Genomic DNA, 24,598 nt, shown 5'->3' with positions numbered 1-24,598 from the left:
TTAGGTGACACTTACCGCCGATTCCGCTCTCAAACAAAACCGTACGTCCGTCTTGCTAGTTCCGCAACCCGGCCGCACGTCCCGCCGCCCGCCTTGCACCTAGCCTCCTAGGACGGGTAGAGGGTGTGGGCCCTGGCTGCGGGCCGGTCGAGCACACCTGCCGCGGGTAGGGTTCGAGGCCCGGTCGGAGGAGGGTCACCCGTGTTCGACGTCCAGCACTGGCTCGTGTCGCTGCCGCCGATCGCGGTCTACCTGCTCGTCGCCGGGGTGATCGGCGTGGAGAGCATGGGCGTCCCCCTGCCCGGCGAGATCGTCCTGGTCAGCTCCGCCCTGCTCGCGGCCACCGGAGTGGTCGAGCCGGAGTGGGTGGCCACGGCCGCCGCGACCGGTGCGATCGTGGGCGACTCCATCGGGTACGCGGTGGGGCGCCGGGGTGGCCGTCCGCTGCTGGCCCGGCTGGGCCGACGCTTCCCCCGCCATCTCGGCCCCGCCCAGCTCACCCGGGCCGAGCAGAGCTTCGCCCGGCACGGCGTCTGGGCGGTGTTCTTCGGCCGGTTCGTGGCGCTGCTGCGGATCCTGGCCGGCCCGCTCGCCGGGGCGCTGCACGTGCCGTACCGGCGGTTCCTGCTGGCGAACGCCGCCGGTGGGCTGGTGTGGGCGTTCGGCACCACGTACCTGCTGTTCACAGTCGGCCGGGCCGCCGAGCACTGGCTCAAGGACATCTCGTGGGCCGGCCTGGTCCTGGCGGTGCTCACCGGGCTGGTCAGCACGTGGTGGCTACGCCGACGGGCCCACCGCGTGGACGCGACCGCGCCGGCACCGTCCGCGGAGCCGGCGCCGTCCACGGAGCCGGCACAGTCCGTGGAGCCGACCCCGGTGGTGGGTGCCGAGCCGACCCGTACCGGCAGGAGTCGCTGACCCGGATATGCCGAAGGGCCGGACCCCTGGTGGGGGTCCGGCCCTTTTCGGTTTGTGTGTTCGCGGGGTCAGCTGGTGGCGTAGCCGCGGGTGGCGATCCAGTCGGCGAGGTGCTCGATGGTGACGTCGTAGGAGGCGGTGTTCGGGTCGGCCGAGTCGGCGATCCTCACGATCGTGCCGTTGTCGCGGTAGCCCACGACGCTGATGTAGTGCCCGCCCTCGAACGAGTGGGTGCCGCCGTCGGTGTCGGTGGTGGTGCCGGCGATGTTGGCGACCACGGCCCGGCCGTTGTCGACGGTCTTGACCACGTCGGCGCGCAGCGTGTCGGTCTGTGTGGCGTCGGCGTCGGGCTTGCTGATCTCCACGGAGTGGTAGGCGTCGGCCTTGCCGGTCTCCTTGTTCAGTACCGGGGTGATGTCGTTGATGCTGTTGGTGCCGGCCTCGGTGGTGCCCATCTCCTTGGCCATGTCGTCGACGCTGATGTCCTTGCCCTGCACGGACAGGGCGTTACGGGCCGCGGCGGGGCCGCAGTAGTAGAAGTTCGGCTGCGCCTGGTAGCGGACGCCGAGTTGACGCTCACCCGACGGCTTACGGTCGGTCTGGGTCTGGGTGGTGGGCTTGGCGTCCGACGCGGCGAACGCGGTCGTCACCGGGCCGGCGATGGCGCCACCGGTGAACGCCAGGCCAGCAGCGGTCAGAGCGGTCTTACGAATCAGATCGGTACGCATGATGGCGTGCTCCTCTGCATCGGGGGTGCGCGGCACACCCCATGGGGGACGGGGTGCCGCGGCGTGCTGGGGGGAAGGTTCTGGGGTTCTGCCCGGCGGCCCGAGGGGGCCGGCGTCGGGACAAGGTGTAACCGTGCGGGGCGGCGGGTCATTCCGCCGGGCTCTCGACGGTCGCGGTGCTCGGGTGGTGCGGGGGTGTAACCGTGGCGACCGGCGGGGTGTTCCCGGCGACGGCCGCACGGGCCAGCACGTGGTGCTGCTCGGCCGTGCGGGGGTGTAACCGTGGCGGCCGGTCGGGTGTTCCCGGCGGCTGCCGTGCGCCGCGGCCCGGGGGTCGCGGCGGCATGCCAGGTATAACGACCGCGCCGGGCCCACGATTCCGCCGCCCGGGTGGCACCGACCACGGGACGGCCGACCCCAAACCACCCAAACCACCCAGGCCGCGCGGTGTCCGGCGACTGGCCACAGGGGAGGTAGGACCTGCCGGGTGGGTCAGGCGGGGTCGGCGGGTTTCGGGGCCTCGCTGGCCTGGGCGTGTCGTTCCAGCAGCCGCTGCCGGATCTCCTCCGGCGTGTACGCCCGTCGGCGCCGCTCGGCCCGCGCTATGACCACGCCGGACGCCGCGACCCCGGCGAGACCGGCGAGCCCGAGGACCTTCCACCACCGCATTCCTTGCCGCATCGGCCTAGGCTAGTCCCTCATGAGCATCAGCCTGGATGAGGCCGTCGAGTTGACCCGCACCGGTGACGTGTGGGTGTTCCGGGGTCGCAGCGTGCCGGACCGGGCGATTCAGTTCACCACGAACAGCCCGGTCAACCACGTCGGAATGGCGGTGGTGCTGGACGACATGCCGCCGCTGATGTGGCACGCGGAGTTGGGCAGGTCCCTGCCGGACCTGTGGTCGGGCACGCACCAGCGCGGTGTGCAGCTGCACGACCTGCGGGACGCGGTCTGCGTGTGGGCCAACCGGTACGGTCAGCGGGCCTGGCTGCGGCAGCTCGACCCGCCGGCGGCCGGCGAGATGGAGCGGGCGGTGCTGCGGACCGTCGCGCGGCTGGACGGCACACCGTTCCCGTCGACCGCGCAGTTGGCGTGGCGGTGGGTCCGCGGGCGGGTGCCGTCGCTGCCGGTCCCCGGCCGGGCCGCACTCCGAGCCGTGTCGCGGGCCGCCCAGGCGACCCGGGTCAACCCGGCTGCTCCCGGGCCCGCGGCCAGCCGGGCGAACCCGACCGCTCCGGCCGCTCCGGTCAGCGCTGCTGCGCGGGAGAGGGCGTTGGAGACGGCGTACTGCGCCGAGGTGGTGGCGGTGACCTACGAGGCGATGGGCCTGCTGCCGGCCGGTAAGCGTCCAAACTGGTACGACCCGGGGCGGTTCTGGAGTGGTGACGATCTGGGGTTGACCGGCGGCGCCCGGTTGGGTGCGGAGATCGAGGTGCGGGTTCCGCCCCGCTGAGGTTTGGCCCGCCCGGTGAGCGGCAATTGCTGTCGCGTGAACGCCTCCACGGATCTCGACACGCTTACCGGCTTCTTCGACCGGTACGGCGCCGCGATGACCTCCGGCGATCTGCCGTCCCTCGCTGGTTGTTACGCCCTGCCGGGGTTGGTGGTGGCCGACACGTACAGCTTCTCGTTCACGTCGCTGGCGGCGGTCGCGCTGTCCTTCGTGGGCGCCGCACCCGATTACCAGGACCGGGAGTTGATCGCCGCGCACGCTCGGATCGAGGACGTGCAACAGGTGTCGGCGTTGCTGACCATGGTGTCGGTGGAGTGGGAGTTCCTGGACAGCCGGGGGCACGCGGTGCCGGGGGAGCGGTACCGCTACCTGCTGCGTACGTCGGGTGAGGGTCCGCTCATCTGCACTGTCATCCGGACGGCCTGACGGGCGGCGGACCGTCCACGCGGGCGAGCCGTTTTCCGCATCATGTGGGCCGGTCGGTCCGATCCGTACCCGCCAGGTTTTCGGTCTGGCCGCCGCTGGCTACGCTGTCGCGTCGGTGGGACGAGGGGAGACCTGATGGCGGTGGGGCCGGAGGGCGCGGGCGGTCCGCGGACGGCGCGGGTACTGGTGTCGGTGCCGTGGATCGTGGTGCTGCTCGGCATCGGCGCGCTTGTGGTGTTGTTGGTGGTCGCGCTGTTGTCGTTCCGTACCCGGGAGCGGGAGAGCGCGCCGCAGGCCGCGCCGCCGGTGTTCCTGCCGACCGTGCCGGCCACGGCGTCGTCATTGCCGCCGACGCCCGCTGGGGTGGAGCGGCGCACGGCGTCGCCGCGACCGTCGCGCAGCAGCCGGACGCCGTCGCCGCGCGCCACCACCGGTTCGCCGTCGCCGGCCCGGACGAGCGCCCCGGCGGTCGCGGCGGCGACCGGGGCGGTGACCGCCCGTTACCAGGTCGGAACGGACGGCTGGAACGCGACCGAGGCGGTGCTGTCGCTGACGAACGAGTCGGCCCGCTCGACGGACTGGCGGGTGGAGCTGGCGTTCGAGGACGACATGCGGGGTCTGCGGGTCAGCGGTGAAGCGGGGATCTCGGTGTCGGCGCAGGGTGACGGCGAGTTCGTGCTGAGCGGCGGGGCGGCGCTGGATCCGGGTGACACGCAGACGTTGCGGTTGCGGCTGGCCTGGGACGGGTCGGGGCAGCGGCCGGTGCGGTGCACCGTCAACGGGGTCGACTGCCGCTTCGGCTGAAGGAGCGCCGGTGGTGGCCGTCGGCGCTTCCGGGCCGGACCGTCGATCGCTACGCTGCCCGGACGGCCCGCTGAGGGAGGTACATGTCCGGCATGCGCCGCGCGCCGCGATCGTCGCACGGTCCGGCCGCCATCGCGTCGTCGCCGTGGATCGTGGCGTGCGCCGGCCTCGTCGTGATGCTGGTCCTGCTCTTCGTTGCCCTGGGGGCGTACCGGGGGCGTAGTCCGGCGTCCGACGACGGGCCGCCGCCGGCGGGGTTGCCGTTGCCGCAGGCGCCGGTCGTGCCGTCCGACACGTCGTCGACGCCGCTGCCGGAGAGGGCGCCGGGGCTGTCGCCGCGGGCGAGCGGGTTGCCGCCGAGTACGCCGGCCGTGTCGCGGCCACCGGTGGTAGGCCCGACTGTGGCGCCGACCTTGGCGCGGCCGTCGACCCGGTCGCCGCAGCGGCCGCCAGCGGTGAGCGGGCGGTACCGGGTCGTGCAGAGCTTCGACGGGGGTTTCATCGGCGAGGTGTTGATCGTCAACGCGTCGGGTGCGGACCAGGGCTGGACGGTGCGGTTCGACTTCGCCGGTGGGCGGCTGGTGACGACCTGGGTGGAGGGGGCGCCACAGGGGACGCTGCGGCAGTTTGACGGGAGCTTCACGTACGTCAGTGGGGTGGACGTGCCGGCCGGCAGGTCGGTGCCGTTGCGGTTCCACCTGGAGCGGGCGTCCACGACGCCGCGCGGGTGCACAGTCGACGGGGTGCGCTGCAGCGGGTTCTGAGCTGCCCTTCCGCAAAGACCTTGCTCGGTTACGACTTTGTTTGCAAGGTATTGCAGATTGTTTCGGCAAGAGTTAGCGTGCGGCCAATCACGACCAGAGGAAGGCCGTCGATGAAACCCCCGCCGATCCCGCGTACCGCAGTGCTCGCGCTCGTCTGCCTGCTCACCTTCACCCTCGTCGGTACGCCGGAATCCGCGCGTCCCCTCGGCGCCGAGGCCGGCCCCTCACCGTCCGGCGGTGACCCCCTCGCCGCGGCGGGCGCCGTGCAGTGGCGCGACGAGCCCACCGCCGAGGCGTTGCTTGCCGCCGGCGCCGACCGCGCGCGTGCCGAGCAGTTCTACTTCGTCCTGCCGGACCGGTTCGCCAACGGCGACCGGCGCAACGATTCCGGTGGCCTGACCGGTGACCGGCTGCGCACCGGGCTCGACCCGACCGACAAGGGCTTCTACCACGGCGGCGACCTCAAGGGCGTCATCGACAAGCTGGCCTACATCCAGGGTCTGGGCACCACCGCCATCTGGCTCGCCCCGATCTTCAAGAACCGTCCGGTGCAGGGCAGGGGTGATGACGTCTCGGCCGGCTACCACGGCTACTGGATCACCGACTTCACCCAGGTCGACCCGCACTTCGGCACCAACGCGCAGCTCAAGGAGCTGGTCTCGCTCGCGCACCGCAGGGGGATCAAGGTCTACCTCGACGTCGTGGTCAACCACACCGCCGACGTCATCAGGTACGCCGAGGACTCCTACGCCTACGTGGACAAGGCCACCTCGCCGTACACCGACGCGCAGGGGCGGGCCTTCGAGGACCGCAACTACGCCGACGGCAGCCGTGACTTCCCGACTGTCGACAGGAACTCCGGCCCGTACACGCCGGTCTTTCCCGACCCCGGTGACGCCACCGTGAAGGTGCCGGCCTGGCTCAACGACGCGACCATGTACCACAACCGGGGTGACTCGACCTTCTCCGGCGAGAACAGCGAGTACGGCGACTTCAGCGGCCTCGACGACCTGTGGACCGAGCGTCCCGAGGTGGTGCGGGGAATGACGAAGGCGTACGGCGACTGGATCGGCGCGACAGGCGTCGACGGGTTCCGGCTGGACACCGTCAAGCATGTCAACATGGACTTCTGGCCGCAGTTCACCCGGGGTGTCGAGCGGGCCGCCGAGAAGGCCGGCAAGAAGGACTTCTTCCTGTTCGGCGAGGTGTACAGCGCCAACCCGGAGGTCACGTCGACGTACGTGCGGCGGGGTGGCCTGCCCGCCACCATCGACTTCGCGTTCCAGGAGGCAGCGCGGGGCTACACGGCGGGCGCCGGCTCGGCGAAGGCCCTCGCCGACGTGTACGCCCGCGACGACCTCTACGCCGCCCGGGACACCGACGCCGGTCGCCTGACCACCTTCCTCGGTAACCACGACATGGGCCGGATCGGGTCGTTCATCGCCGGCGGCGGCACCGACCCGGCCAGCCACCTGCGTCGGGACCAGCTGGCCCACCAGTTGATGTTCCTGACCCGTGGCCAGCCGGTGGTCTACTCCGGCGACGAGCAGGGCTTCACAGGTCCCGGCGGCGACAAGGACGCCCGGCAGGACATGTTCGCGTCGAAAGTTCCCGACTATCTCGACGACGACCTGCTCGGCACCGACCGCACCCACGCCAGCGACCAGTTCGACACCGGCCACCCGCTGTACCGGACGATCGCCGAGCTGAGCCGACTGCGTCAGGCGCATCAGGCGCTGCGCGACGGCATCCAGGTCACCCGGTACGCCGCCGACGGCCCCGGCGTGTTCGCCGCCTCCCGTATCGCTCCCGCCGACCGGACCGAGTACGTGGTGGCGGTGAACAACGCCGCGACCGCGCAGACTGTCACAGTGGACACCTGGTCGGCCGGCGCCACCTTCACCGGCATCTACGGCGGATCGAACGGCGAACAGGCCGGCGGCGCCGGAGCGCCCCCGGGCCGTCCGACCGCGACGGCGGGCGGCGACGGCAGGCTGACGCTGACCGTGCCGCCGCTGTCGGCGGCCGTGTACCGGGCGGGCACCGCCATCGCCCGGCCGACCGGCAACCCGGCCATCACCATCACCACTCCCGCGCCGGGCGCGTCGGTGGCCACCCGCGCGGCGGTCACCGCGAAGGTGACAGGTGACCCGCTGGCGACCGTCACCGTGGCGGCCCGGGTGGCCGGCGGCAGGTGGACGCTGCTGGGCAGCGCCGACCACGCGCCGTACACCGTGCACCACGACCTGGACGGGTTGGCCGGTGGCACCCGGATCGAGTACCGCGCCGTCGTCCGCGACGGCCGGGGCCGCACCGCGACCGCGCGGTCCGTCGCCGTCGTCGGGACACCCGAGCAGGGCGGATCCCGGGAGTGGGCGGTGGTGCACTACAAGCGTCCGGCCGGGGGGTACGACGACTGGTCGCTGTACGCGTGGGGTGACATCGACCCGGCGTACGTCACCGAGTGGCCGAAGGGGCAGCCGTTCGCCGGTGCGGACTCCTACGGTCGGTTCGCCTGGGTGAAGCTCAAGCCGGGCGCGACGTCGGTGGGCTTCGTGGTGGTCGACGCCGACGGCACGAAGGACGTCGCCCAGGACCGCACCATCGACGTCACGCAGACCGGTGAGGTCTGGCTCAAGCAGGGCGACCCGACGGTCTATCCGAGCAGGCAGGCGGCGACAGGTCAACCGGACCCGCCAGTCGAGGAGGGCACCGCAGTCATCCACTACCGGCGGGCAGACGGCAACTACGACGGGTGGGGGCTGCACCTGTGGGACGGGGCGGCCAACCCGACCGACTGGGCCACCCCGCTCACGCCGACCTCCACCGACGCGTTCGGCGCGGTGTTCCGGGTGCCGCTGGCGACCGGAGCCACCGGGCTGAACTACATCCTTCACAAGGGCGACACCAAGGATCTGCCCGACGATCAGCGGCTCGACTTCGCAGGCGCGGGCCGGGAGGTGTGGCTGCTCGCCGCCACCCCGGGGCGGCTGCTGCCGTCGACCGCGACAAGCGCAGGCGGGGACACCGACATCGGCGAGCAGAACGCGCACTGGATCGACAGGGCCACAGTGGCCTGGCGGACACCACCGACCGACGGCCGGGTGTACGCAGTGGTGGCCGCCCCGACCGGCGGGGTGAGCGTCGTCGACGGCGAGCTGTCCGGGACGTACACAAGTCTGCGGTTGCGGGCGCAGCGCAACGGGCTCACCGAGGCCCAGCGCGCGGCGTTCCCGCACCTGTGGTCCTACCGTGCCTTCACGCTGGACCGGGGTGACCTGGCGAAGGTGCCGGCGGCGCTGCGCGGGCAGCTGCTGGTCACCGAGCGCGACGCGTCGGGCGCCCTGCTCGCCGCGACAGGCGTGCAGATCCCCGGCGTGCTCGACGACGTGTACTCCCGGGCCACCCAGGTCACGCTCGGCCCGACCTTCACCGGTCGGACGCCGAGCCTCGCGCTCTGGGCGCCGACCGCCCGGACGGTGGCGCTGCAACTGTTCGACGCGCCGACCGCGACACCGAAGACGGTGCCGATGCGCCGCGACGACCGCACCGGCGTCTGGTCGGTACGCGGCAGCCACGCCTGGACGGGGAAGTACTACCGCTACCAGGTGCAGGCGTGGCAGCCGGCCGCGCAGCGGATGGTCACCGCGTCGGTGACCGACCCGTACTCCGTGGCCCTCGCCGCGGACTCCACGCACAGTCAGCTCGTCGACCTGAACGACTCGGCGTTGGCCCCGCCGGGCTGGCGGACCCTGCGTAAACCGGCGGCCGTGCCGGCGTCGAAGGCGCAGATCTCCGAGCTGTCGGTACGCGACTTCTCCATCGCCGACGACACGGTGCCGGCCGAGCGGCGGGGTACCTTCCTGGCCTTCACCGACCCGAAGTCCGCCGGGATGACCCACCTGCGGGCGTTGGGCGACGCCGGTGTCACCCACCTGCACCTGCTGCCGGCGTTCGACTTCGCCACGATCCCCGAGAAGCGGGCCGACCAGCGCCAGCCGGCCTGTGACCTGGCGGCGCTCCCGCCGGACTCCGAGCAGCAGCAGAAGTGCGTGGCGGCGGTGGCCGAGACCGACGGCTACAACTGGGGGTACGACCCGCTGCACTACACCGTCCCGGAGGGCGGGTACGCCGTCGACCCGGTCGGCGCGGCGCGGACCACCGAGTTCCGTCGGATGGTCGCCGGGGTGAACGAGGCCGGCCTGCGGGTGGTCATGGACGTGGTCTACAACCACACCTCGGCGGCCGGCGTCGACGACACGTCGGTGCTCGACCAGATCGTGCCCGGCTACTACCACCGGCTGCTGGAGGACGGCACCGTTGCCAACTCCACCTGCTGCGCCAACACCGCCCCGGAACACGCGATGATGGGCAAGCTGGTCGTCGACTCGCTTGTCACCTGGGCGAAGCAGTACCGGGTGGACGGCTTCCGGTTCGACCTCATGGGGCACCACCCGAAGGCGAACATCCTGGCCGTACGCGCCGCGCTGGACCGGCTGACCGTCGCCCGCGACGGGGTGGACGGCAAGGCGATCATGCTCTACGGCGAGGGCTGGAACTTCGGCGAGGTCGCGGACGACGCCCGGTTCGTGCAGGCCACCCAGGCCAACATGGCCGGCACCGGCATCGGCACGTTCAACGACCGGCTGCGCGACGCCGTGCGCGGCGGCGGACCGTTCGACACCAACCCCCGCGTGCAGGGCTTCGCCTCCGGGCTCTACACCGACCCCAACGGCGACCCGGTGAACGGGTCGGCGGCCGCGCAGAAGGCCCGCCTGCTGCACGCCCACGACGTGATCAAGGTGGGTCTCACCGGCAACCTGCGGGACTACCGGTTCACCGACACCTCGGGACGGACGGTCACCGGCGCGCAGGTGGACTACAACGGCTCCCCGGCCGGCTACACGGCGGCGCCCGGGGAGGCCGTCACCTACGTCGACGCGCACGACAACGAGATCCTGTACGACGCGCTGGCGTACAAGCTGCCGCAGGTCACCTCGGCGGCGGACCGTTCGCGGATGCAGGTGCTGGCGCTGAGCACAGTGGTGCTGGGGCAGGGCACCGGATTCGTCACCGCCGGCACCGAGCGACTGCGGTCGAAGTCGTTGGACCGCAACTCGTTCAACTCCGGTGACTGGTTCAACCAGATCCGCTGGGACTGTGCACGGGGCAACGGGTTCGGCGCCGGCCTGCCGCCGGCGCCTGACAACCAGGACAAGTGGCCGTACGCCAAGCCCCTGCTCGCCGACCCGGCCCTGGTGCCCGACTGCGCGGCGATCACCACCACCGACGCCCGGTACGCCGAGCTGCTGCGCATCCGGGCGTCCTCGCCGGTGTTCGGGCTGGGCACCGCCGAGCAGGTGCAGCGGCGGGTGGCGTTCCCGCTGTCCGGGGAGCAGGAGACCCCGGGTGTGCTGACCATGACTCTCGACGCCCGTGGCCTGGGCGGGGAGTGGAAGTCGGTGACAGTCGTCCTCAACGGCACGCCGCAGACGGCGACGCAGACAGTCACCGGTCTGCGGGGGGCGGACGTGGCACTACACCCGGTGCTGGTGAACTCGGCCGACCCGGCGCTGCGGAAGGCGTCGTTCGACCGGGCCGCCGGCACGTTCACCGTCCCGGCGCGCAGCGTGGCGGTGTTCGTCCAGAAGTGAGCGGCGACCGGCCCCCTTCCGCGTCGTGCGGAAGGGGGCCGGCCCGTCGTGCTGGCGCTGCGCCCTGATCAGGCGAAGCAGTTCTCGATGGTGCCGCCCGGGATGGCCAGGCAGTTCGTCGGACGGTTCGCGGTGATCGCGGACTTGTCGTCCACGTGCACCTCGCCGAAGAAGCTGAAGACCCCGCCCGGCTCGAAGGTGGAGAAGTTGTAGGCGACCTTCGCCTTCGACAGGTTGACCTCGCCGAAGATGTTGAAGATGCCGCCACCGACCCCGATCGGACCGATCGCCCGGTTGCCGACGACCTCGGTCTCACGCAGCGTGGTGAGGCTGCCGGCGTTGAAGAGCCCGCCGCCGAAGAAGCCGGCGGTGTTGTCCTTGATGGCGCCCTTCTCGAACGTGACCGCGCTGTCGAACGCGATGGCCACGCCGCCGCCGACACCGGCGGTGCTGTTCTTCTCGACAGTGCTGTTGTAGAGGTTCAGCTGGCTGTCGGCCGCGGCCAGACCGCCACCGGCGAGGACGGCGGTGTTCGAGGCGAACTTCGTCTCGTACGCCGTGGTGTTGCCCTCGATGTCGAGGTAGCCGCCGCCGAAGCCAAGCGTCTCGTTGTCGGTGATCTCCGCCTTCTTGAGCTCGACGGTCCCGCCGTCGACGTCGTCGGTGAAGATCTCCGCGGCGCCGTTGGAGATACCGCCACCACCGATGACTGCGGTGTTGTCGGTGATCTTCGACTCCTCGACCTTGAGCAGGCCGGCGTTGAAGACACCCCCACCGAAGAAGAACGCGGTGTTGCGGGTGACGGTGCTGTGCCAGATCTTCGTGGTGCCGAAGTTGGCCACGCCACCGCCGTTGCCGCCCGACTGGTTGAGGACGACCTCGGACTCCAGGATCTCGGCGGTGCCACCCGGCTGGACCAGGATGCCGGCACCGTCGTTCTCGTCCGGCTCCTCGACAAGCGGCGTGACGACGCCCGGCGCCGCCTTCGTCGCGGCCTTCGGCGTCACCTTCGGCGCGGCCTTCAGGCCCGCCTTCGGGTTGGCCTGCCGCGTCGCGAGCGCCTGGTTCAGCGGAACGCCCGCCTTCACCTGCGCCGCGATCGCCTCGGAGTCCGAGTAGGACGCCCAGACGGCCGCCGGCTCGACGGCGTTGTCCAGTTCGAGGGTCTGGCCGCCCTTGATGGTCAGGCCCTTGATGGTGAGGTGCCCACCGCTACCGACGTTCAGGATCCGGAAGTAGTCGGCAGTGGCTTCCCGGACGATCGTGGTGTGCTCACCCTTGAGGGTGATGTTCTCCGTGATCACCGGCAGGCCGTTGCCCTGGTAGTCGTTACGGCTCAGGTTGTAGGTGCAGCCCTTGGCCAGCTCCAGCACACCGCCGTGCTTGTTGTTGGCGAACACGATCGCCTGAATCAGCTTGTCGGTGTCGCAGGGCACCTCCTTCCCGCGCTCGTGGTCCTTGTCGCGGTCCTTGCCCTTGTCCTTGTCCTGGTCCTTGTCCCAGTCGCGACCCTCGTCACCGTGCTGGTCGCCGTCCTTGCTGACCTGGGCGGTGTTCCAGTTCAGGCCGACCGCTCCGGCGCTGCCCGCGACGCCCACCGCCGCGAGGCTGATCACGCCCGTCAGACCGGCCACGCCGCTGGCGAGCCAGAGCTTGCGGCGGCGCTTGGCCGTCGCCCGCCCGGAGGCTTCGTTGTTCGTTAGGTAGTTGGACATCGGAGCTCTCTGCCCTCTCCTCGTACCAGACAGGGTCGCCGCCCTCAGGCGGTCGTCCCCTGCTACAAATCGGTTGTAGCTCCCAAAAACACCGTATGAGAATGTTCCTCGCCTCGGGGGCGTATCCGAAACAACCCCACATTAGGTTCATGTTCCGCGTTCGCCGGGCGGGAGACCCCGGCCGGGCACGCCGCCCCCAAGACGGGCCGTCGGGCCTCTGACCAGCCCAAATGGGTACGCCCCTCCGTGCCGTGACCGGCTCGGAGGGGCGCGCCCTCTATGTGGTTCAGCCCCACCCGATCAGGCGAAGCAGTCCCGAACGTTGAAGCAGTTCGTCGGGCGGTTGGCAGTGACCACGGACTCGTCGTCAAGCAGGACCGTGCCGCCGATGCTGTTGAAGATGCCCCCCGGCTCGAGGGTGGCGAAGTTGTGCGCCACAGTCGTCCGGTAGAGCGTGACCTCGCTCCCCTCGGCGTTGAGGATGCCGCCGCCCCGGGCGAACGGGCCGATGGCCCGGTTGCCGACGACCTCGCTGTCGCGCAGCGTCGTGCGGCTCTCATCGTTGAAGAGGCCGGCGCCCGTCGACCCCGCGGTGTTGTCCGCGATGGCGGTGTCCTCGATCGTCGCGGTGCTGTCGGCGACGACAGCCACACCACCACCCTCGCGGCCGGCGCTGTTCCTGGCCACCGTGGCGTGCGTGAGGGTGAGCTGACCGTCGGCCACGCCCACGCCGCCGCCGTCCAGGACCGCGGTGTTGTCGGTGACCTTCGTGTCGTGCAGGGTCGTGGTGCCCCCGACGTCCAGGACGCCGCCGCCGACACCGAGCGTCTCGTTATCGGTGATCTCGCTCTTGTAGACCCAGACCGCGCCGCCGTCGATGCTCTCGGTGACGATCGAGGCCGCGCCGTTGGCGATGCCGCCGCCACCGACGATCCCCGTGTTGTCCGTGACCTTGGACTCGTCGACCTGGAGCACACCTGTGTTGAAGATGCCGCCGCCGTAGAAGAAGGCGGTATTGCGTGCCACGGTGCTCTTGCTGAGCCTGGTCGTGCCGAAGTTCGCCAACCCGCCGCCGTTGCCGCCGGACTGGTTGTAGAGCAGCTCACTGTCCAGGATCTCCGCCCGGCCCCCAGGCTGTACGAGCACCCCGGCGCCGTCGTTGAACCCGGGCTCCTCGACCAGCGGCACGACAGCCGCCGTGCTCGCCGCGGCCGGCGGGGCCTTGGCGATTGTCGCTGGCTGCTGCGGCGCTGTGGTCGCTGCCTGCTTGGCGGCTGCCTGCTCGGTTGCGGCTGCCTGCTTGGCCTCGCCCTGCTTGGCCTCGCCCTGCTTGGCGTCGGCCTGCTTGGCCGTGGCCGCCTGCTTGGTCTCGGCCTGCTTTGCCACGGCCGCCTGCTTGGCTGCCGCTGCCTCCGCAGCCGCAGCCGTCTTGGCCGCTGCCTCCGCAGCCGCAGCCGCAGCCGTCTTGGCCGCTGCCGCTGACTGCTTGGCTGCCGCCGCCTCCGCGGCCGCCTTGTCTGCTCCCGTCGGCACTGCCGGCTTGGTCGCAGCCTTGGTTGCCGCCGTCGGCTCCGCCGCCTTGGCTGCTCCCGGCTTGATCGCTGTGGCTGCTCCCGGCTCCGCCGCCTTGGCAGCTCCCGCACTGGTCGCTGTCTGCTTGGCTGCCGTCGCTGCCGTCGCTGCCGGCTTCGCTGCCGTCGCCGCTGCCGGCTTGGCTGCCGTCGCCGCTGCCGGCTTGGCTGCCGTCGCCGCTGCCGGCTTGGCTGCCGTCGCCGCTGCCGGCTTGGCTGCCGTCGCCGCTGCCGGCTTGGCTGCCGTCGCCGCTGCCGGCTTGGCTGCCGTCGCCGCTGCCGGCTTGGCTGCCGTCGCCGCTGCCGGCTTGGCTGCCGTCGCCGTTGCTGGCTTGGCTGCGGCACCGGACGCGCTGGCCGCCGCCGACTCGGCCGTCGGCGCGGTGGCCCGGACCGAGGTCGAGTACGGCGCCCAGACCGTCGCCGGCTCCACGGTCATGGCCTGCTGGATTGTCTGCCCGCCCTTGATGCTCAGGCCCTTGAGGGTGAGTTGCCCGCCCGGGCCGACGTTCAGGATGCGGAAGTAGTCGGCGGTGGCCTCACGGCCGATGGTCGTGTGCTCGCCCTTGAGCGTGATGGGCTCGGTGATCACCGGGAGGCCGTTGCCGTCCTGGTTGCGGGTCAGGGTGTACGTGCAGCCCTTGGCCAACTCCAGCACACCGCCGTCGCCGTTGTTGGCGAAGGTGATCGCCTGGATCAGCTTGTCCGAGTCGCAGGGCACCTGCTTGGTGCGGTCCTTCTCGTCCCGCTTGTCGTCCTTGCCGGCGCGGTCGTCGAAGCCGCTCCAGTCGTCGCCGCTCCAGTCGTCGTCGCCGTTGTCCTTGGCGCCGCTCTCCCCGCCACCGTCGGTGCTCCCGCCGGCGTCGCTGACGTTCTTCTGCCTGTTGGTCGACGGCTGGGCGTCGGACACCCGATCGGAGGTGGGCTTGTCGTCCCGGGCGGCCACACCACCGAGGGCGGCCAGGCCGACCACCCCGGTCAGGCCGGCGACGCCGGCAACCCACAGGGCCCGTCGTCGTCGTGTCGGCGGAGCCGTCGAGGCCCCGCCGTCGGTACTCGTTACGTCGTTGGACATCAGAGCCTTCCGCCCTTCCTACTACCAGACGGGGTCGCACCGCCCGCAGCGCCACGACCAGCCACAAATCGGTTGCAGCCTCCGATGCCCACCGTATGAGAACTATCTTCGCGAGGCGGACGTATCCGAGAAAACCCCGCATATGCCTCAGGTTAGGGCAGGGACCCGCTAAGCGTGCGGGGGTGACAGGAAGGGGCGTGACCAGCCCAAACGCGGTACCGGCGCTCGCCCGGACCGGGCGTGAAGGCGCTCGACGCCCCCGCCGAGCGCCGCCGTTGGGCGTGATCCACTCCGTTGCGCCGATATCGCGGTATCCCGGCGCCCGGACAGCGCACCATCGGCGATCTGGAGTGGATCAATGGCGGCGGGCCGAGTTCGGTGGTCCCGGACCCCGCCAGGCAGGGCGTGCCCGTTCTCGGGCGTGCTCCACTCGGGTTCCTTGGGAGCGCGCTGTCCGAGCGGGTCGGAAGCCCCGGATCAAGGAAGTCGAGTCGATCGACGGCTGGCGCGCGGGGGACTGTGGTCCGCTCCGTTGCGCCGACAGGGCGGTAATTCGGCGGCCGGATACCGCTACGTCGGCGCGACGGGGTGGAGCAACGCCGCGCCCCTCCCGCCGGCACCCCGGAGGTCGGGGGCGGGGAAGGGGCGGGGCGGGGCCTGCGGTCAGGCGGTGAGGCGGAAAAGAGGTCAGGCGGGCAGGCGAGGGCCCGCCTCGCGCTGCTCGGCGAGCCAGGTCTCCACCTCGTCGGCGGTGCGCGGCAGGCCGGCGGACAGGTTCACCGCGCCGGTCGCGGTGACCAGTACGTCGTCCTCGATGCGGATGCCGATGCCGCGCAGCTCGGCGGGGACCAGCTCGTCCTCCGGCTGGAAGTACAGGCCCGGCTCGACGGTGAGCACGTAGCCCTCGCCGAGGGCGCCGTCGCGGTAGGTCTCCTTGCGGGCGTTCGAGCAGTCGTGGACGTCGATGCCGAGCATGTGACCGAAGCCGTGCAACGTCCACCGGCGGTAGACCGAGGACTTCTCGTCCATGGCCTCGTCCACGCTCACCGGCAGCAGGCCCAGGTCGGCGAGGCCCTCGGCGAGCACCCGCATGCAGGTCAGGTGGACGTCCTTGAACGTGACGCCGGGCCGGATCGCGTCGATGCCGGCCTGCTGCGAGGCGTACACGATGTCGTAGACCTGGCGCTGCAGGGCGGTGAACCGGCCGTTGACCGGCAGCACCCGGGTCACGTCGGCGGTGTAGAGGTTGCGGCCCTCGACGCCCATGTCCATCAGCAGCAGGTCGCCCGGACGGGTGGCGCCGTGGTTGTGCACCCAGTGCAGGATCGTGGCGTGCTCACCGGCGCCGACGATCGAGCCGTACCCGACGTCGTTGCCGTCGTGGCGGGCCCGCAGCGCGAAGATCCCCTCCAGCAGACGCTCCGAGACGGCGCGGTCGGCCGGCAGGATCCGGGCCACGTCCTCGAAGCCGCGCACCGTGGCGTTGATGGCGTCCTGGAGCTGGCCGATCTCCCACTCGTCCTTGACCAGCTTCTGCTCCGAGATGGCGATCGCCAGCTCCCGGTCGCGCGGCGGCTGCCCCTCGGCGCGGACCCCGTCGTACGGGCGGACGGCCGCGTCGACCTGGGCGTCGAAGCCGCGCAGCACCCGGGTGCGGCCGGGCGCCAGGTCGGCGAGCGTCGCCTCCAGGCCGGTCAGGTCGGCGGTGGGCAGGCCCAGCTCGGTGGACTTCTCGCCGAGGGTGTGCCGCCGGCCGACCCACAGCTCGCCGTGGCGGCTGCGGAAGAACTCGTCGGTCTCGCGGGACGAGCGGGGCCGCATGTACAGCGTCGCGTCGTGCCCCGAGCCGTTCGGGCGCAGCACCAGCACGCTGTCCGGGTCGTGGTCCCCGGTCAGGTAGGCGAAGTCGCTGCCCGGCCGGAACGGGTAGGCGGTGTCGTTGGCGCGGACCTTCTCGCCGCCGGTCGGGATGACAAGTGTCTCGCCGGGGAAGGCCGCCGACAGCGCGGCGCGGCGCTTGGCGTAGTTGGGCGCCTCGGGGCGGGGCGTGACCGGAAGTTCGGTGTCGCGCCAGCCCTGCCGCATGAAGGACAGGAACGCCTCCGGGAAGTCCGGATCGTGCGATTCCGTGCCGTCTGTCGGCGTACCGTCGGTGCGTTCCTCGGTCATGTGCGCCGCTCCCTCCGCGTCGTTGCTGGTCCCGACGGTACCGCGTGCCCGGTTCGTGTTGGTGAGGCCCGGGAGCCCTCCGGATCGACGGACGGCTGCGACGGGCCGACGGACCGCGTGGAAAGATGACCACCATGTGCGGACTCCTGGCCTTCTTCAGCGCGAACGGCAACGCCGCAGCGCACCGCGACCACATCGCCGGAGCATTGGAATGCCTGCACCACCGCGGCCCCGACGAGACAGGGGTCGAGGTGGTCGGTGACGCCTCCGGCCGGTACGCGGACGGCGTGTTCGCCCACAAGCGGCTCGCCATCATCGACGTCGCGTCGAGTCACGAGCCGCTGCCCTACGCGAACGGCCGTTATCTGCTCACCTTCAACGGTGAGATCTACAACTACATCGAGCTGCGTGACGAGCTCGTCCGGACCTTCGGCGCGCAGTTCGCCACCGCCGGGGACGGCGAGGTGGTCGTCGCCGGCTACCACTTCTGGGGCGAGCAGGTGCTCACCCGCCTGCGCGGCATGTTCGCCTTCGTCATCTGGGACCGGCAGGAACGGCGTGCGTTCGGCGCCCGCGACTATTTCGGCATCAAGCCGCTGCACTACCTGGAGACCGCCGACGGCCTGTACCTGGCGTCGGAGAAGAAGGCGCTGCTGCCGTTCGCGCACAGCAACTACCAGGGCGACGCGGGTGTCGACGCGGCCAACCTGAGCCACTACCTGACCCTGCAGTACGTTCCGGAGCCCGGCACCCTGCACAAGGGCATCAGCCGCATCGGCTCGGGGGAGTACCTGAGCTGGACCCCGGGTGGACGCATCGACGTACGCCGGTGGTACCGGCCGGTGTTCCGGCCCGCGCCGGTCGACGACGAACAGAAGCTCTACCACGAGATCCGGGAGACGCTGCGCGAGAGCGTCCGCATGCACATGCGCTCCGACGTGCCGGTCGGCTCGTTCCTGTCCAGCGGCATCGACTCGACGGCAGTCGTCGCGTTGGCCCGCGAGTTCAACCCGAACATCCTCACCTTCACCGTCGGCTACGACGTGCCGGGATATTCGGAGATCGACGTCGCGCAGGAGTCGGCCCGGCACCTGGACGTCACCACCATCCCCACCAAGATCGGTCCGCAGGACATGATCGACGCGCTGCCGAAGATCGTCTGGCACCTCGACGACCCGGTGGCGGACCCGGCGCTGGTGCCGCTCTACTTCGTGGCGAAGAAGGCCGCCGAGCACGTCACTGTGGTGCTCTCCGGCGAGGGGGCCGACGAGTTCTTCGGCGGTTACACGATCTACCGGGAGCCGCTGTCGCTCGGCACCGTCAACGGCCTGCCCGGCGGTGTGCAGAAGGGCCTGCGGGCGGTCTCCAAGGCGATCCCGCAGGGGGTCAAGGGCAAGAGCTTCCTGGAGCGCGGCACCACTCCGATCGAGGAGCGCTACTACGGCAACGCCCGGATGTTCACCGAGGAGGAGAAGCAGCACCTGCTGCGGCGCTACGACCCCTCGGTGCGCTACACGGACGTGACCGCCCCGATCTACGCCGAGTGCACCGAGCTGGACGACGTCACCAAGATGCAGTACGTCGACCTCTACACCTGGCTGCGCGGCGACATCCTGGTCAAGGCCGACCGGATCTCGATGTCGCACTCGCTTGAGGTGCGGGTGCCGTTCCTCGACCGTGAGGTCTTCGACGTCGCGGCCAAGATCCCGGTGGACCTGAAGCTGCCGCCGCGCTCGGACGCCACGAAGTACGCGATGCGCCAGGCGTTGCAGGGTGTCGTGCCGCCGGCGATCGTCAACCGTAAGAAGCTGGGCTTCCCGACGCCCACCCGGGTCTGGCTGCGCGGCGAGATGTACGAGTGGGCCCGGCACGTGCTGAGCACCTCGGGCGCGGGTGACCTGCTCGACCTGTCGTACGCGCTGCGGCTGCTCGACGAGCACAAGCGGGAGGAGGCCGACCACTCCCGCAAGGTGTGGACGGTGCTGATCTTCTGCATCTGGCACGCCATCTTTGTGGCCAAGACCCTCGACCCGGGCATCCAGCGCAACCAGTCCGCCCTGCTGACGAAGCCGGTGGTCGGCAGCATGGTCCGCTGACCCCGTTCCACCCTGTCGATCAAGAGGTTTGCGTCACCCGAGCGGTTCCGGGTGACGCAAACCTCTTGATCATTTCAGGGAAGGCTCAGCGGCGGGCGCAGGTGACAGTCGGAATGCCGTTCGTTCCTGTGCTGCTGGCCAGGAAGCCGAACGTGGTGGTGCCCTCCGGTGCGACCGTGCCGTTGTACCCGACGTTCGTCGCCGTCACCGACGCCCCGGAGGTCGTCTGGGTGGCGCTCCAGATCTGATTGATCGCCTGCCCGTTGGGCCAGGTCCAGCTCGCGGTCCAGCCGGAGAACGCCGTACTGCCGTGGTTCATGATCGTGACTTCGCCCTGGAAGCCGCCCTGCCAGGCGCTTGTCACCTTGTAGACGGCCATGCAGTCGCTGCCACCCGGCGGCGGCGTGGTCGGCGGCGGGGTGGTGGGCGGCGGCGTGGTCGGCGGCGGGGTGGTCGGCGGCGGCGTCGTGGGCGGCGGGGTGGTCGGCGGAGGCGTCGTGGGCGGCGGCGTGGTGGGCGGGTTCGAGCCGCCCGGACCCACACCTGTCACCTGACCGCTGCCGCCGTCGAAGGTCACATCGGAGCAGCCGAAGAAGTTCTCCTGCGAGTCCGAGCGCACCCAGCGGGAGTAGATGATGTGCCTGCCGCTCTTGCCCGACGGCAGGTTGCCGCTGAAGTAGTAGTGCCCGTCGGCGGTGCCGACGCTGCCGCGCTGCGGCGGGTTGGTCACCGTCAGGAACGGCTCCTCCAGGTCACTCCAGGCCAGCGCCCGCGTCGGGCTCCAGCTGTCCTTGGTGACGTAGAAGTAGAAGGTGCCCGGGTGGTGCGCCCAGTTGCTGTACCGGAAGTCCAGCCGCGCGCCGGAGGTCAGGTGGGTCAGCGGCCAGTCGGTGCGCGCCAGGTCGTAGCCCTTGTAACCGGAGTTGCCGCCACTGCACAGCTGCCCGTCCGGAATGAAGCCTGTGGTGCGACCACCGGCGTCGGAGCGCAGCACGCTGAACCAGTTGTAGAGCGAGTTCGACCCGCTCTGCGCCACGGCGGCGGAACACGCCGGGTTGTTCGGCCTGATCTCGCCGGTCTGGCTGAGGCCGTCCTGCCAGCAGAGGTAGGTACGGCTGCCCGGCGTCATCGCCGCGCCGTGCGCGGCCGCCGGTTGCGGACTGGACGCCAGGGCGACGGCGCCCAGAGCGAAGGTTAGGGCCGCGGTGAGCACTGCGGCCGTACGGGAACGGTTCACGGGTTCTCCTGACTCGCGAGGCGTGCCGCCCGAGCCGCCCCGCCGCAATCGGGTGGGGTGTGGTGTCGGCACAGCGCCGTGGGGGCGGATGCGGCGATCACTGTGACGTGCCCCGGCAGAAGATCAGCCAGCGGACACACGCCATCAACGGTCCTGTCCTGGACCGGTGCCCTCGCGTTGAACCAACCCGGCAACCGGCGGCGCGGCAGCCCTCGCACCGCCCGGTATGCGTCATCCCATCACGCCGTCCGCCGTCAGCGCAATAGTCGAACCTCGATGTGCCAAACACGGCTGGCGTGGCCGCCGGCTCGCTCGTCTCCCGATCGGATCGACGGGTTCTCTCCTATAGTGATGGTCTGCATCCCCACGGCGACGACAGCCGTCCGGGCATCACCCGCTTCGGCGCGCGGCGCACGTCGCCCGGTCGGTCGGACGACGGGACCGGACGGCGACGAGACGAAGGAGGCGGCAGCGCGTGCCCGACGTGTTCGACGACCTGCACCGCCGCTGCCGCGCCGGCGAGGCGGTGGCCCTGGCCACAGTCGTCGCCACCTGGCGGTCCGCGCCGCAGCCGCCCGGCGCCGCGATGCTCGTGACCGCCGACGGCACGGTCACCGGCAGCGTCTCCGGTGGCTGCGTCGAGGCCGACCTCTACGAGCGCGCCCGCCACGTGCTCGACACCTGCGTACCGGAGCTGGTCCACTACGGCGTCAGCGACGACGAGGCGTACGCCGTGGGCCTGACCTGCGGCGGGATGCTCGACGTGTTCGTGGAGCGGATCGACGACGGCGCCCTCGCGCACCTGGACGCGGTCGCCGCCGCGCGGCGGGCCGGCGAACCGGCAGCTGTCGTCACCTGCGTGGCGGCCGACGCCGGCGACCCCCCGGGCGCGACGCCTACCGACCCGGCGGGGCGACTGGGTCGACGGCTGGCGCTGGCCGGGGGGCAGGTGACCGGCTCGCTCGGCGACGACCGGCTCGACGACGCCGCGGCCGACGACGCGCTCGGGCTGCTCGCCGCCGGACACAGCGGCGTGCTCCGGTACGGCTACCACGGGCAGCGCCGCGGCACCGGCCTCAGCCTCTTCGTGGCCGCGTACGCCAGCGCCCCCCGGATGATCGTCTTCGGGGCGATCGACTTCGCGGCCGCGGTGGCCCGGATCGGCGCGTTCCTCGGCTACCGGGTGACCGTCTGCGACGCCCGGGCCGTCTTCGCCACCGGTCGGCGCTTCCCGGACGCGCACGAGGTGGTGGTGCAGTGGCCGCACCGCTACCTGCGGGCCGAGATCGACGCCGGCCGGGTCGACGCGCGCACAGTCGTCTGCGTGCTCACCCACGACCCGAAGTTCGACGTGCCGCTGCTGGCGCTGGCCCTGCGCCAACAGGTGGCGTACGTCGGCGCGATGGGGTCGCGGCGCACCCACGACGAGCGGCACAAGCTGCTGCGCGAGGCCGGGCTCAGCCCGGAGCAGCTCGGCCGCCTCGCCTCACCGATCGGGCTGGACCTCGGCGGGCGTACACCCGAGGAGACCGCGGTCAGCGTCGCCGCGCAGATCGTCGCCGCCCGCTGGGGCGGCAGCGGCCGGCCCCTGTCCGCGCTCGACGGACCGATCCACCACCCGGGCTGACGCCGCACCGGTACCGCGTCTTCGCCGCCCAGCAGGGCGTCCGTTGTGCCAGCCTGGTGCCAGCCGACCATGTCCGGCCCGACCGTCCCCGGCGGGCCGGGGCGCTGCCGGCCGACGACGACGAAGGGACTTCGATGGGGTACGCGGTGGTGTTCGGCGAGGCGCTCGTCGACCTGCTCGACACCGAGCGCGACGGGGAACGGGTCTACCTGCAGGCGATCGGCGGTGGGCCGCTCAACGTCGCCGTCGGGGTGACCCGGCTCGGCGGCGCGGCACAGTTCGTCGGCTCGCTCGGTGACGACGTGCTGGGCGGGCGGATCCGCGGCTTTCTGACCGACGTCGGCGTCGGTCTCGCCGGTGCGGTCACGGCGCCGGTGTCGACCACGCTCGCGGTGGTCACGTACTCCGGGCCGGAACCCGACTTCCGCTTCTACGGAGAGCCGCCCTCCTACGGTCTGCTCGGCCCGGACGATCTGGACCTGGCGCTGCTGGAGGGCGCGGACGTGCTCTACTGCGGCTCGGTCGTGCTGCTGCAGCCGCGCACCCTTGCCGCCGCGCGTCGGGCCTGGTCGCTCGCCGCCGGGGTGCGCGTCCTCGACCCGAACGTACGCCCCCGCCTGCTCGACGGGCCGGCCGCGCTGGACGGGCTGCGCGAGGTGGTGGCCGAGTTGGCCGCGGGCGCGCACCTGGTCAAGCTGAGCACCGCCGACGCCGAGCTGCTCTACCCGGGCGAGCCGGTCGAGGGGGTGGCCGCGTACCTGCGTGAGCTGGGCGCGGCCACGGTGGTGGTGACGCTCGGCGCGGCCGGCGCGGTGCTGGCCGCCGCCGGCGCCGATCCGGTGCGGGTGCCCGCTCCCAAGGTCGACGCCATCGACGCCACAGGCGCCGGCGACTCGGTCATGGCCGCGCTGATCGCCGACCTGCTCCTCGACGGCGAGCCGGACGACCCGGCGGGCTGGGTCGAGCGGGTGGCCTTCGCGCTGCGGGTGGCGGGTCTCGTCTGCGAATCCCCGGGTGGCGCCACCGCCATGCCCACCCGCACCGACGTCACCCGCCGCTTCGGACGTTAGGGCGAGCCGTTGAGTTCGGTGTAGCCGCGGCGGGCGGCGATCAGGGCGGCGCGGGCGCCGAAGGGCGCCTCGGCGGCCACCCGCTCCGGCGGCGCGTCGCCTGTGTGCGCGGCCCGGATCAGCCAGGCCAGTCGCACCAGCTCGGCGTGCTGGGCGCGGACGAACCCGACGTCCACCGGGTCGCCGTGGCCCGGCACGACCACAGTGCGCGCGGACGTCAGCCGCAGCAGGTCCGCGACCGCGTCCGGCCACTGCAGGGGGTACGAGTCCTCGAAGGCGGGCGGGCCGCTCTGCTCCACCAGATCACCGGCGACGAGCACGTCCGCGTCGGGCACGTGCACCACCAGGTCGGCGTCGGTGTGCCCGCGCCCCGGGTGCCGCAGCACGACCCGCCGGCCGCCCAGGTCGAGCGCCGTCTCGGTGTGCACCGGGTGCGTCGGAGCGAGCAGCGGGGTGTCGACCAGCTCGGCCGCCAGCTCCGGGTGCTCGGTACGCACCTCCTCGTACGCCTCCCGGCGCAGCCGCTCCGGCTCCTCGCGCAGGGCCGCGGCGGCCCGCTCGTGCGCGTACACCGGGCGGGGTGGGTCGCCGGCCAGGACGGCGTTGCCGAAGCAGTGGTCGTAGTGGTGGTGGGTGTTGACGAGCGTCAACTGACGGTCGGTGACCCGCCCGACGGCGGCGGCCAGCTCCGTGGCCTGCCGGGCCGAGGAGAGCGTGTCCACCAGCAGCGCCTCGTCGTCGCCGACGACAAGTGTGACGTTGACACGCAGCAGAGGCTCGCGCAGCACGTACACCCGGTCGGCGACCTCGGCGAACCCGGCGCTCACGACTGCCGCCCGGCCCGGTCGACGAAGCGTTGCCGATCCACCACGATCCGGTCGACCCGGCCCCGGGCCACCGTCTGGTCGCCGTCGGCGACGGTGACCTCGAACGACAACCGGCGACCGTCGACAGTCGCCAGCAGGGCCTGCGCCCGCACCGTGCGCCCGACCACAGTCGGCGCCAGGTGCTCCAACTCGACCCGGGTGCCGACAGTTGTCGACCCGGGAGGCAGCGTGGCCGCCGTGGCCGCGACGGTGGCCGCCTCGGCCAGCGCGAGCACCCGGGGTGTGCCCAGCACCGGTACGTCCCCCGAACCGACCGCCTGGGCGGTGTCCGTGTCGGTGACGGTCAGTTCGACCTGGGCGGTCAGACCCGGCGCGAGGGCCGGCTCGGGCTGCTCCTGCATGGTCGTCAGCCTAGGTGCTCGCCGGATGCGTCGGGCACGCGCCCGGCGATCCGGGCGCACCCG

At 71.7% G+C, this 24,598-nt stretch carries 18 protein-coding genes; 9 read left to right on the top strand and 9 right to left on the bottom strand.

From position 1 onward, the window contains the following. Positions 1-201 precede the first annotated feature (201 nt). Positions 202-918, top strand: coding sequence for a DedA family protein (locus tag OOJ91_RS09790; protein WP_266244311.1), 717 nt, complete (start codon positions 202-204; stop codon positions 916-918). 68 nt (positions 919-986) lie between these two features. Here the strand turns inward: OOJ91_RS09790 and OOJ91_RS09785 are convergent, their stop codons facing one another. Then, positions 987-1,646: a C39 family peptidase gene (locus OOJ91_RS09785; RefSeq protein ID WP_266244310.1), complete on the bottom strand. Its 660-nt coding sequence runs from the start codon at positions 1,644-1,646 to the stop codon at positions 987-989. A 492-nt stretch (positions 1,647-2,138) separates the two neighbouring features. After that, positions 2,139-2,327: a hypothetical protein gene (locus OOJ91_RS09780; RefSeq protein ID WP_039906551.1), complete on the bottom strand. Its 189-nt coding sequence runs from the start codon at positions 2,325-2,327 to the stop codon at positions 2,139-2,141. A gap of 19 nt (positions 2,328-2,346) precedes the next feature. Between OOJ91_RS09780 and OOJ91_RS09775 the strand changes: the two genes are divergently transcribed. From OOJ91_RS09775 to OOJ91_RS09765, 3 genes are all read left to right on the top strand, one after another. After that, positions 2,347-3,099, top strand: a complete 753-nt coding sequence (locus OOJ91_RS09775; RefSeq protein WP_266244309.1) for a hypothetical protein — start codon at positions 2,347-2,349, stop codon at positions 3,097-3,099. Between the two features lie 36 nt (positions 3,100-3,135). Then, positions 3,136-3,525 (top strand): hypothetical protein, encoded by a 390-nt coding sequence (locus OOJ91_RS09770; protein WP_266244308.1) that lies wholly within the window; start codon positions 3,136-3,138, stop codon positions 3,523-3,525. Positions 3,526-3,660: 135 nt separating this feature from the next. After that, complete coding sequence (locus tag OOJ91_RS09765) at positions 3,661-4,329, top strand: hypothetical protein (protein ID WP_266244307.1); 669 nt, start codon at positions 3,661-3,663, stop codon at positions 4,327-4,329. Positions 4,330-4,378: 49 nt separating this feature from the next. Here the strand turns inward: OOJ91_RS09765 and OOJ91_RS09760 are convergent, their stop codons facing one another. Continuing rightward, positions 4,379-4,831 (bottom strand): hypothetical protein, encoded by a 453-nt coding sequence (locus OOJ91_RS09760; RefSeq protein WP_266244306.1) that lies wholly within the window; start codon positions 4,829-4,831, stop codon positions 4,379-4,381. Here OOJ91_RS09760 and OOJ91_RS09755 point away from each other — a divergent pair. After that, complete coding sequence (locus OOJ91_RS09755) at positions 4,806-5,093, top strand: cellulose binding domain-containing protein (protein ID WP_266244305.1); 288 nt, start codon at positions 4,806-4,808, stop codon at positions 5,091-5,093. The genes OOJ91_RS09760 and OOJ91_RS09755 overlap by 26 nt on opposite strands. Before the next feature lie 110 nt (positions 5,094-5,203). After that, positions 5,204-10,747: a pullulanase-type alpha-1,6-glucosidase gene (gene pulA / locus OOJ91_RS09750; RefSeq protein WP_266244304.1), complete on the top strand. Its 5,544-nt coding sequence runs from the start codon at positions 5,204-5,206 to the stop codon at positions 10,745-10,747. A gap of 68 nt (positions 10,748-10,815) precedes the next feature. On the opposite strand, the gene OOJ91_RS09745 is transcribed toward pulA, so the two are convergent. From OOJ91_RS09745 to OOJ91_RS09735, 3 genes are all read right to left on the bottom strand, one after another. After that, positions 10,816-12,462 (bottom strand): hypothetical protein, encoded by a 1,647-nt coding sequence (locus OOJ91_RS09745; protein WP_266244303.1) that lies wholly within the window; start codon positions 12,460-12,462, stop codon positions 10,816-10,818. A gap of 300 nt (positions 12,463-12,762) precedes the next feature. After that, positions 12,763-15,108, bottom strand: coding sequence for a hypothetical protein (locus tag OOJ91_RS09740; RefSeq protein WP_266244302.1), 2,346 nt, complete (start codon positions 15,106-15,108; stop codon positions 12,763-12,765). Positions 15,109-15,795: 687 nt separating this feature from the next. Continuing rightward, positions 15,796-17,277, bottom strand: a complete 1,482-nt coding sequence (locus OOJ91_RS09735) for an aminopeptidase P family protein (RefSeq protein ID WP_266244301.1) — start codon at positions 17,275-17,277, stop codon at positions 15,796-15,798. A 134-nt stretch (positions 17,278-17,411) separates the two neighbouring features. On the opposite strand from OOJ91_RS09735, the gene asnB reads away from it, so the two are divergent. Continuing rightward, positions 17,412-19,373 (top strand): asparagine synthase (glutamine-hydrolyzing), encoded by a 1,962-nt coding sequence (gene asnB, locus OOJ91_RS09730; RefSeq protein ID WP_266244300.1) that lies wholly within the window; start codon positions 17,412-17,414, stop codon positions 19,371-19,373. An 85-nt stretch (positions 19,374-19,458) separates the two neighbouring features. Here asnB and OOJ91_RS09725 read toward each other — a convergent pair whose 3' ends face one another. Next, positions 19,459-20,610 carry a lytic polysaccharide monooxygenase gene (locus OOJ91_RS09725; RefSeq protein ID WP_266244299.1) on the bottom strand — a complete coding sequence of 384 codons (1,152 nt, stop codon included), beginning with the start codon at positions 20,608-20,610 and terminating at the stop codon, positions 19,459-19,461. Between the two features lie 475 nt (positions 20,611-21,085). Between OOJ91_RS09725 and OOJ91_RS09720 the strand changes: the two genes are divergently transcribed. Beyond that, positions 21,086-22,237 (top strand): XdhC family protein, encoded by a 1,152-nt coding sequence (locus OOJ91_RS09720; protein ID WP_266244298.1) that lies wholly within the window; start codon positions 21,086-21,088, stop codon positions 22,235-22,237. 134 nt (positions 22,238-22,371) lie between these two features. After that, positions 22,372-23,307, top strand: a complete 936-nt coding sequence (locus tag OOJ91_RS09715) for a carbohydrate kinase family protein (protein ID WP_266245339.1) — start codon at positions 22,372-22,374, stop codon at positions 23,305-23,307. Here OOJ91_RS09715 and OOJ91_RS09710 read toward each other — a convergent pair. Both OOJ91_RS09710 and OOJ91_RS09705 read right to left on the bottom strand, forming a co-directional pair. Beyond that, entirely contained in the window at positions 23,304-24,134 is an 831-nt protein-coding gene (locus OOJ91_RS09710) for an MBL fold metallo-hydrolase (RefSeq protein WP_266244297.1), read from the bottom strand. The two genes, OOJ91_RS09715 and OOJ91_RS09710, sit on opposite strands and share 4 nt — an antisense overlap. Continuing rightward, entirely contained in the window at positions 24,131-24,535 is a 405-nt protein-coding gene (locus OOJ91_RS09705; protein WP_266244296.1) for a thioesterase family protein, read from the bottom strand. Before OOJ91_RS09705 ends, OOJ91_RS09710 begins: the two co-directional genes overlap by 4 nt. Between the last annotated feature and the right edge of the window lie 63 nt (positions 24,536-24,598).

The sequence above is a fragment of the Micromonospora lupini genome (genome assembly GCF_026342015.1).
Classification (GTDB): Bacteria; Actinomycetota; Actinomycetes; order Mycobacteriales; family Micromonosporaceae; genus Micromonospora; species Micromonospora lupini_B.
Note: the sequence above shows the minus strand (reverse complement) of the source record. Positions and strands in the feature narration are given on the sequence as shown.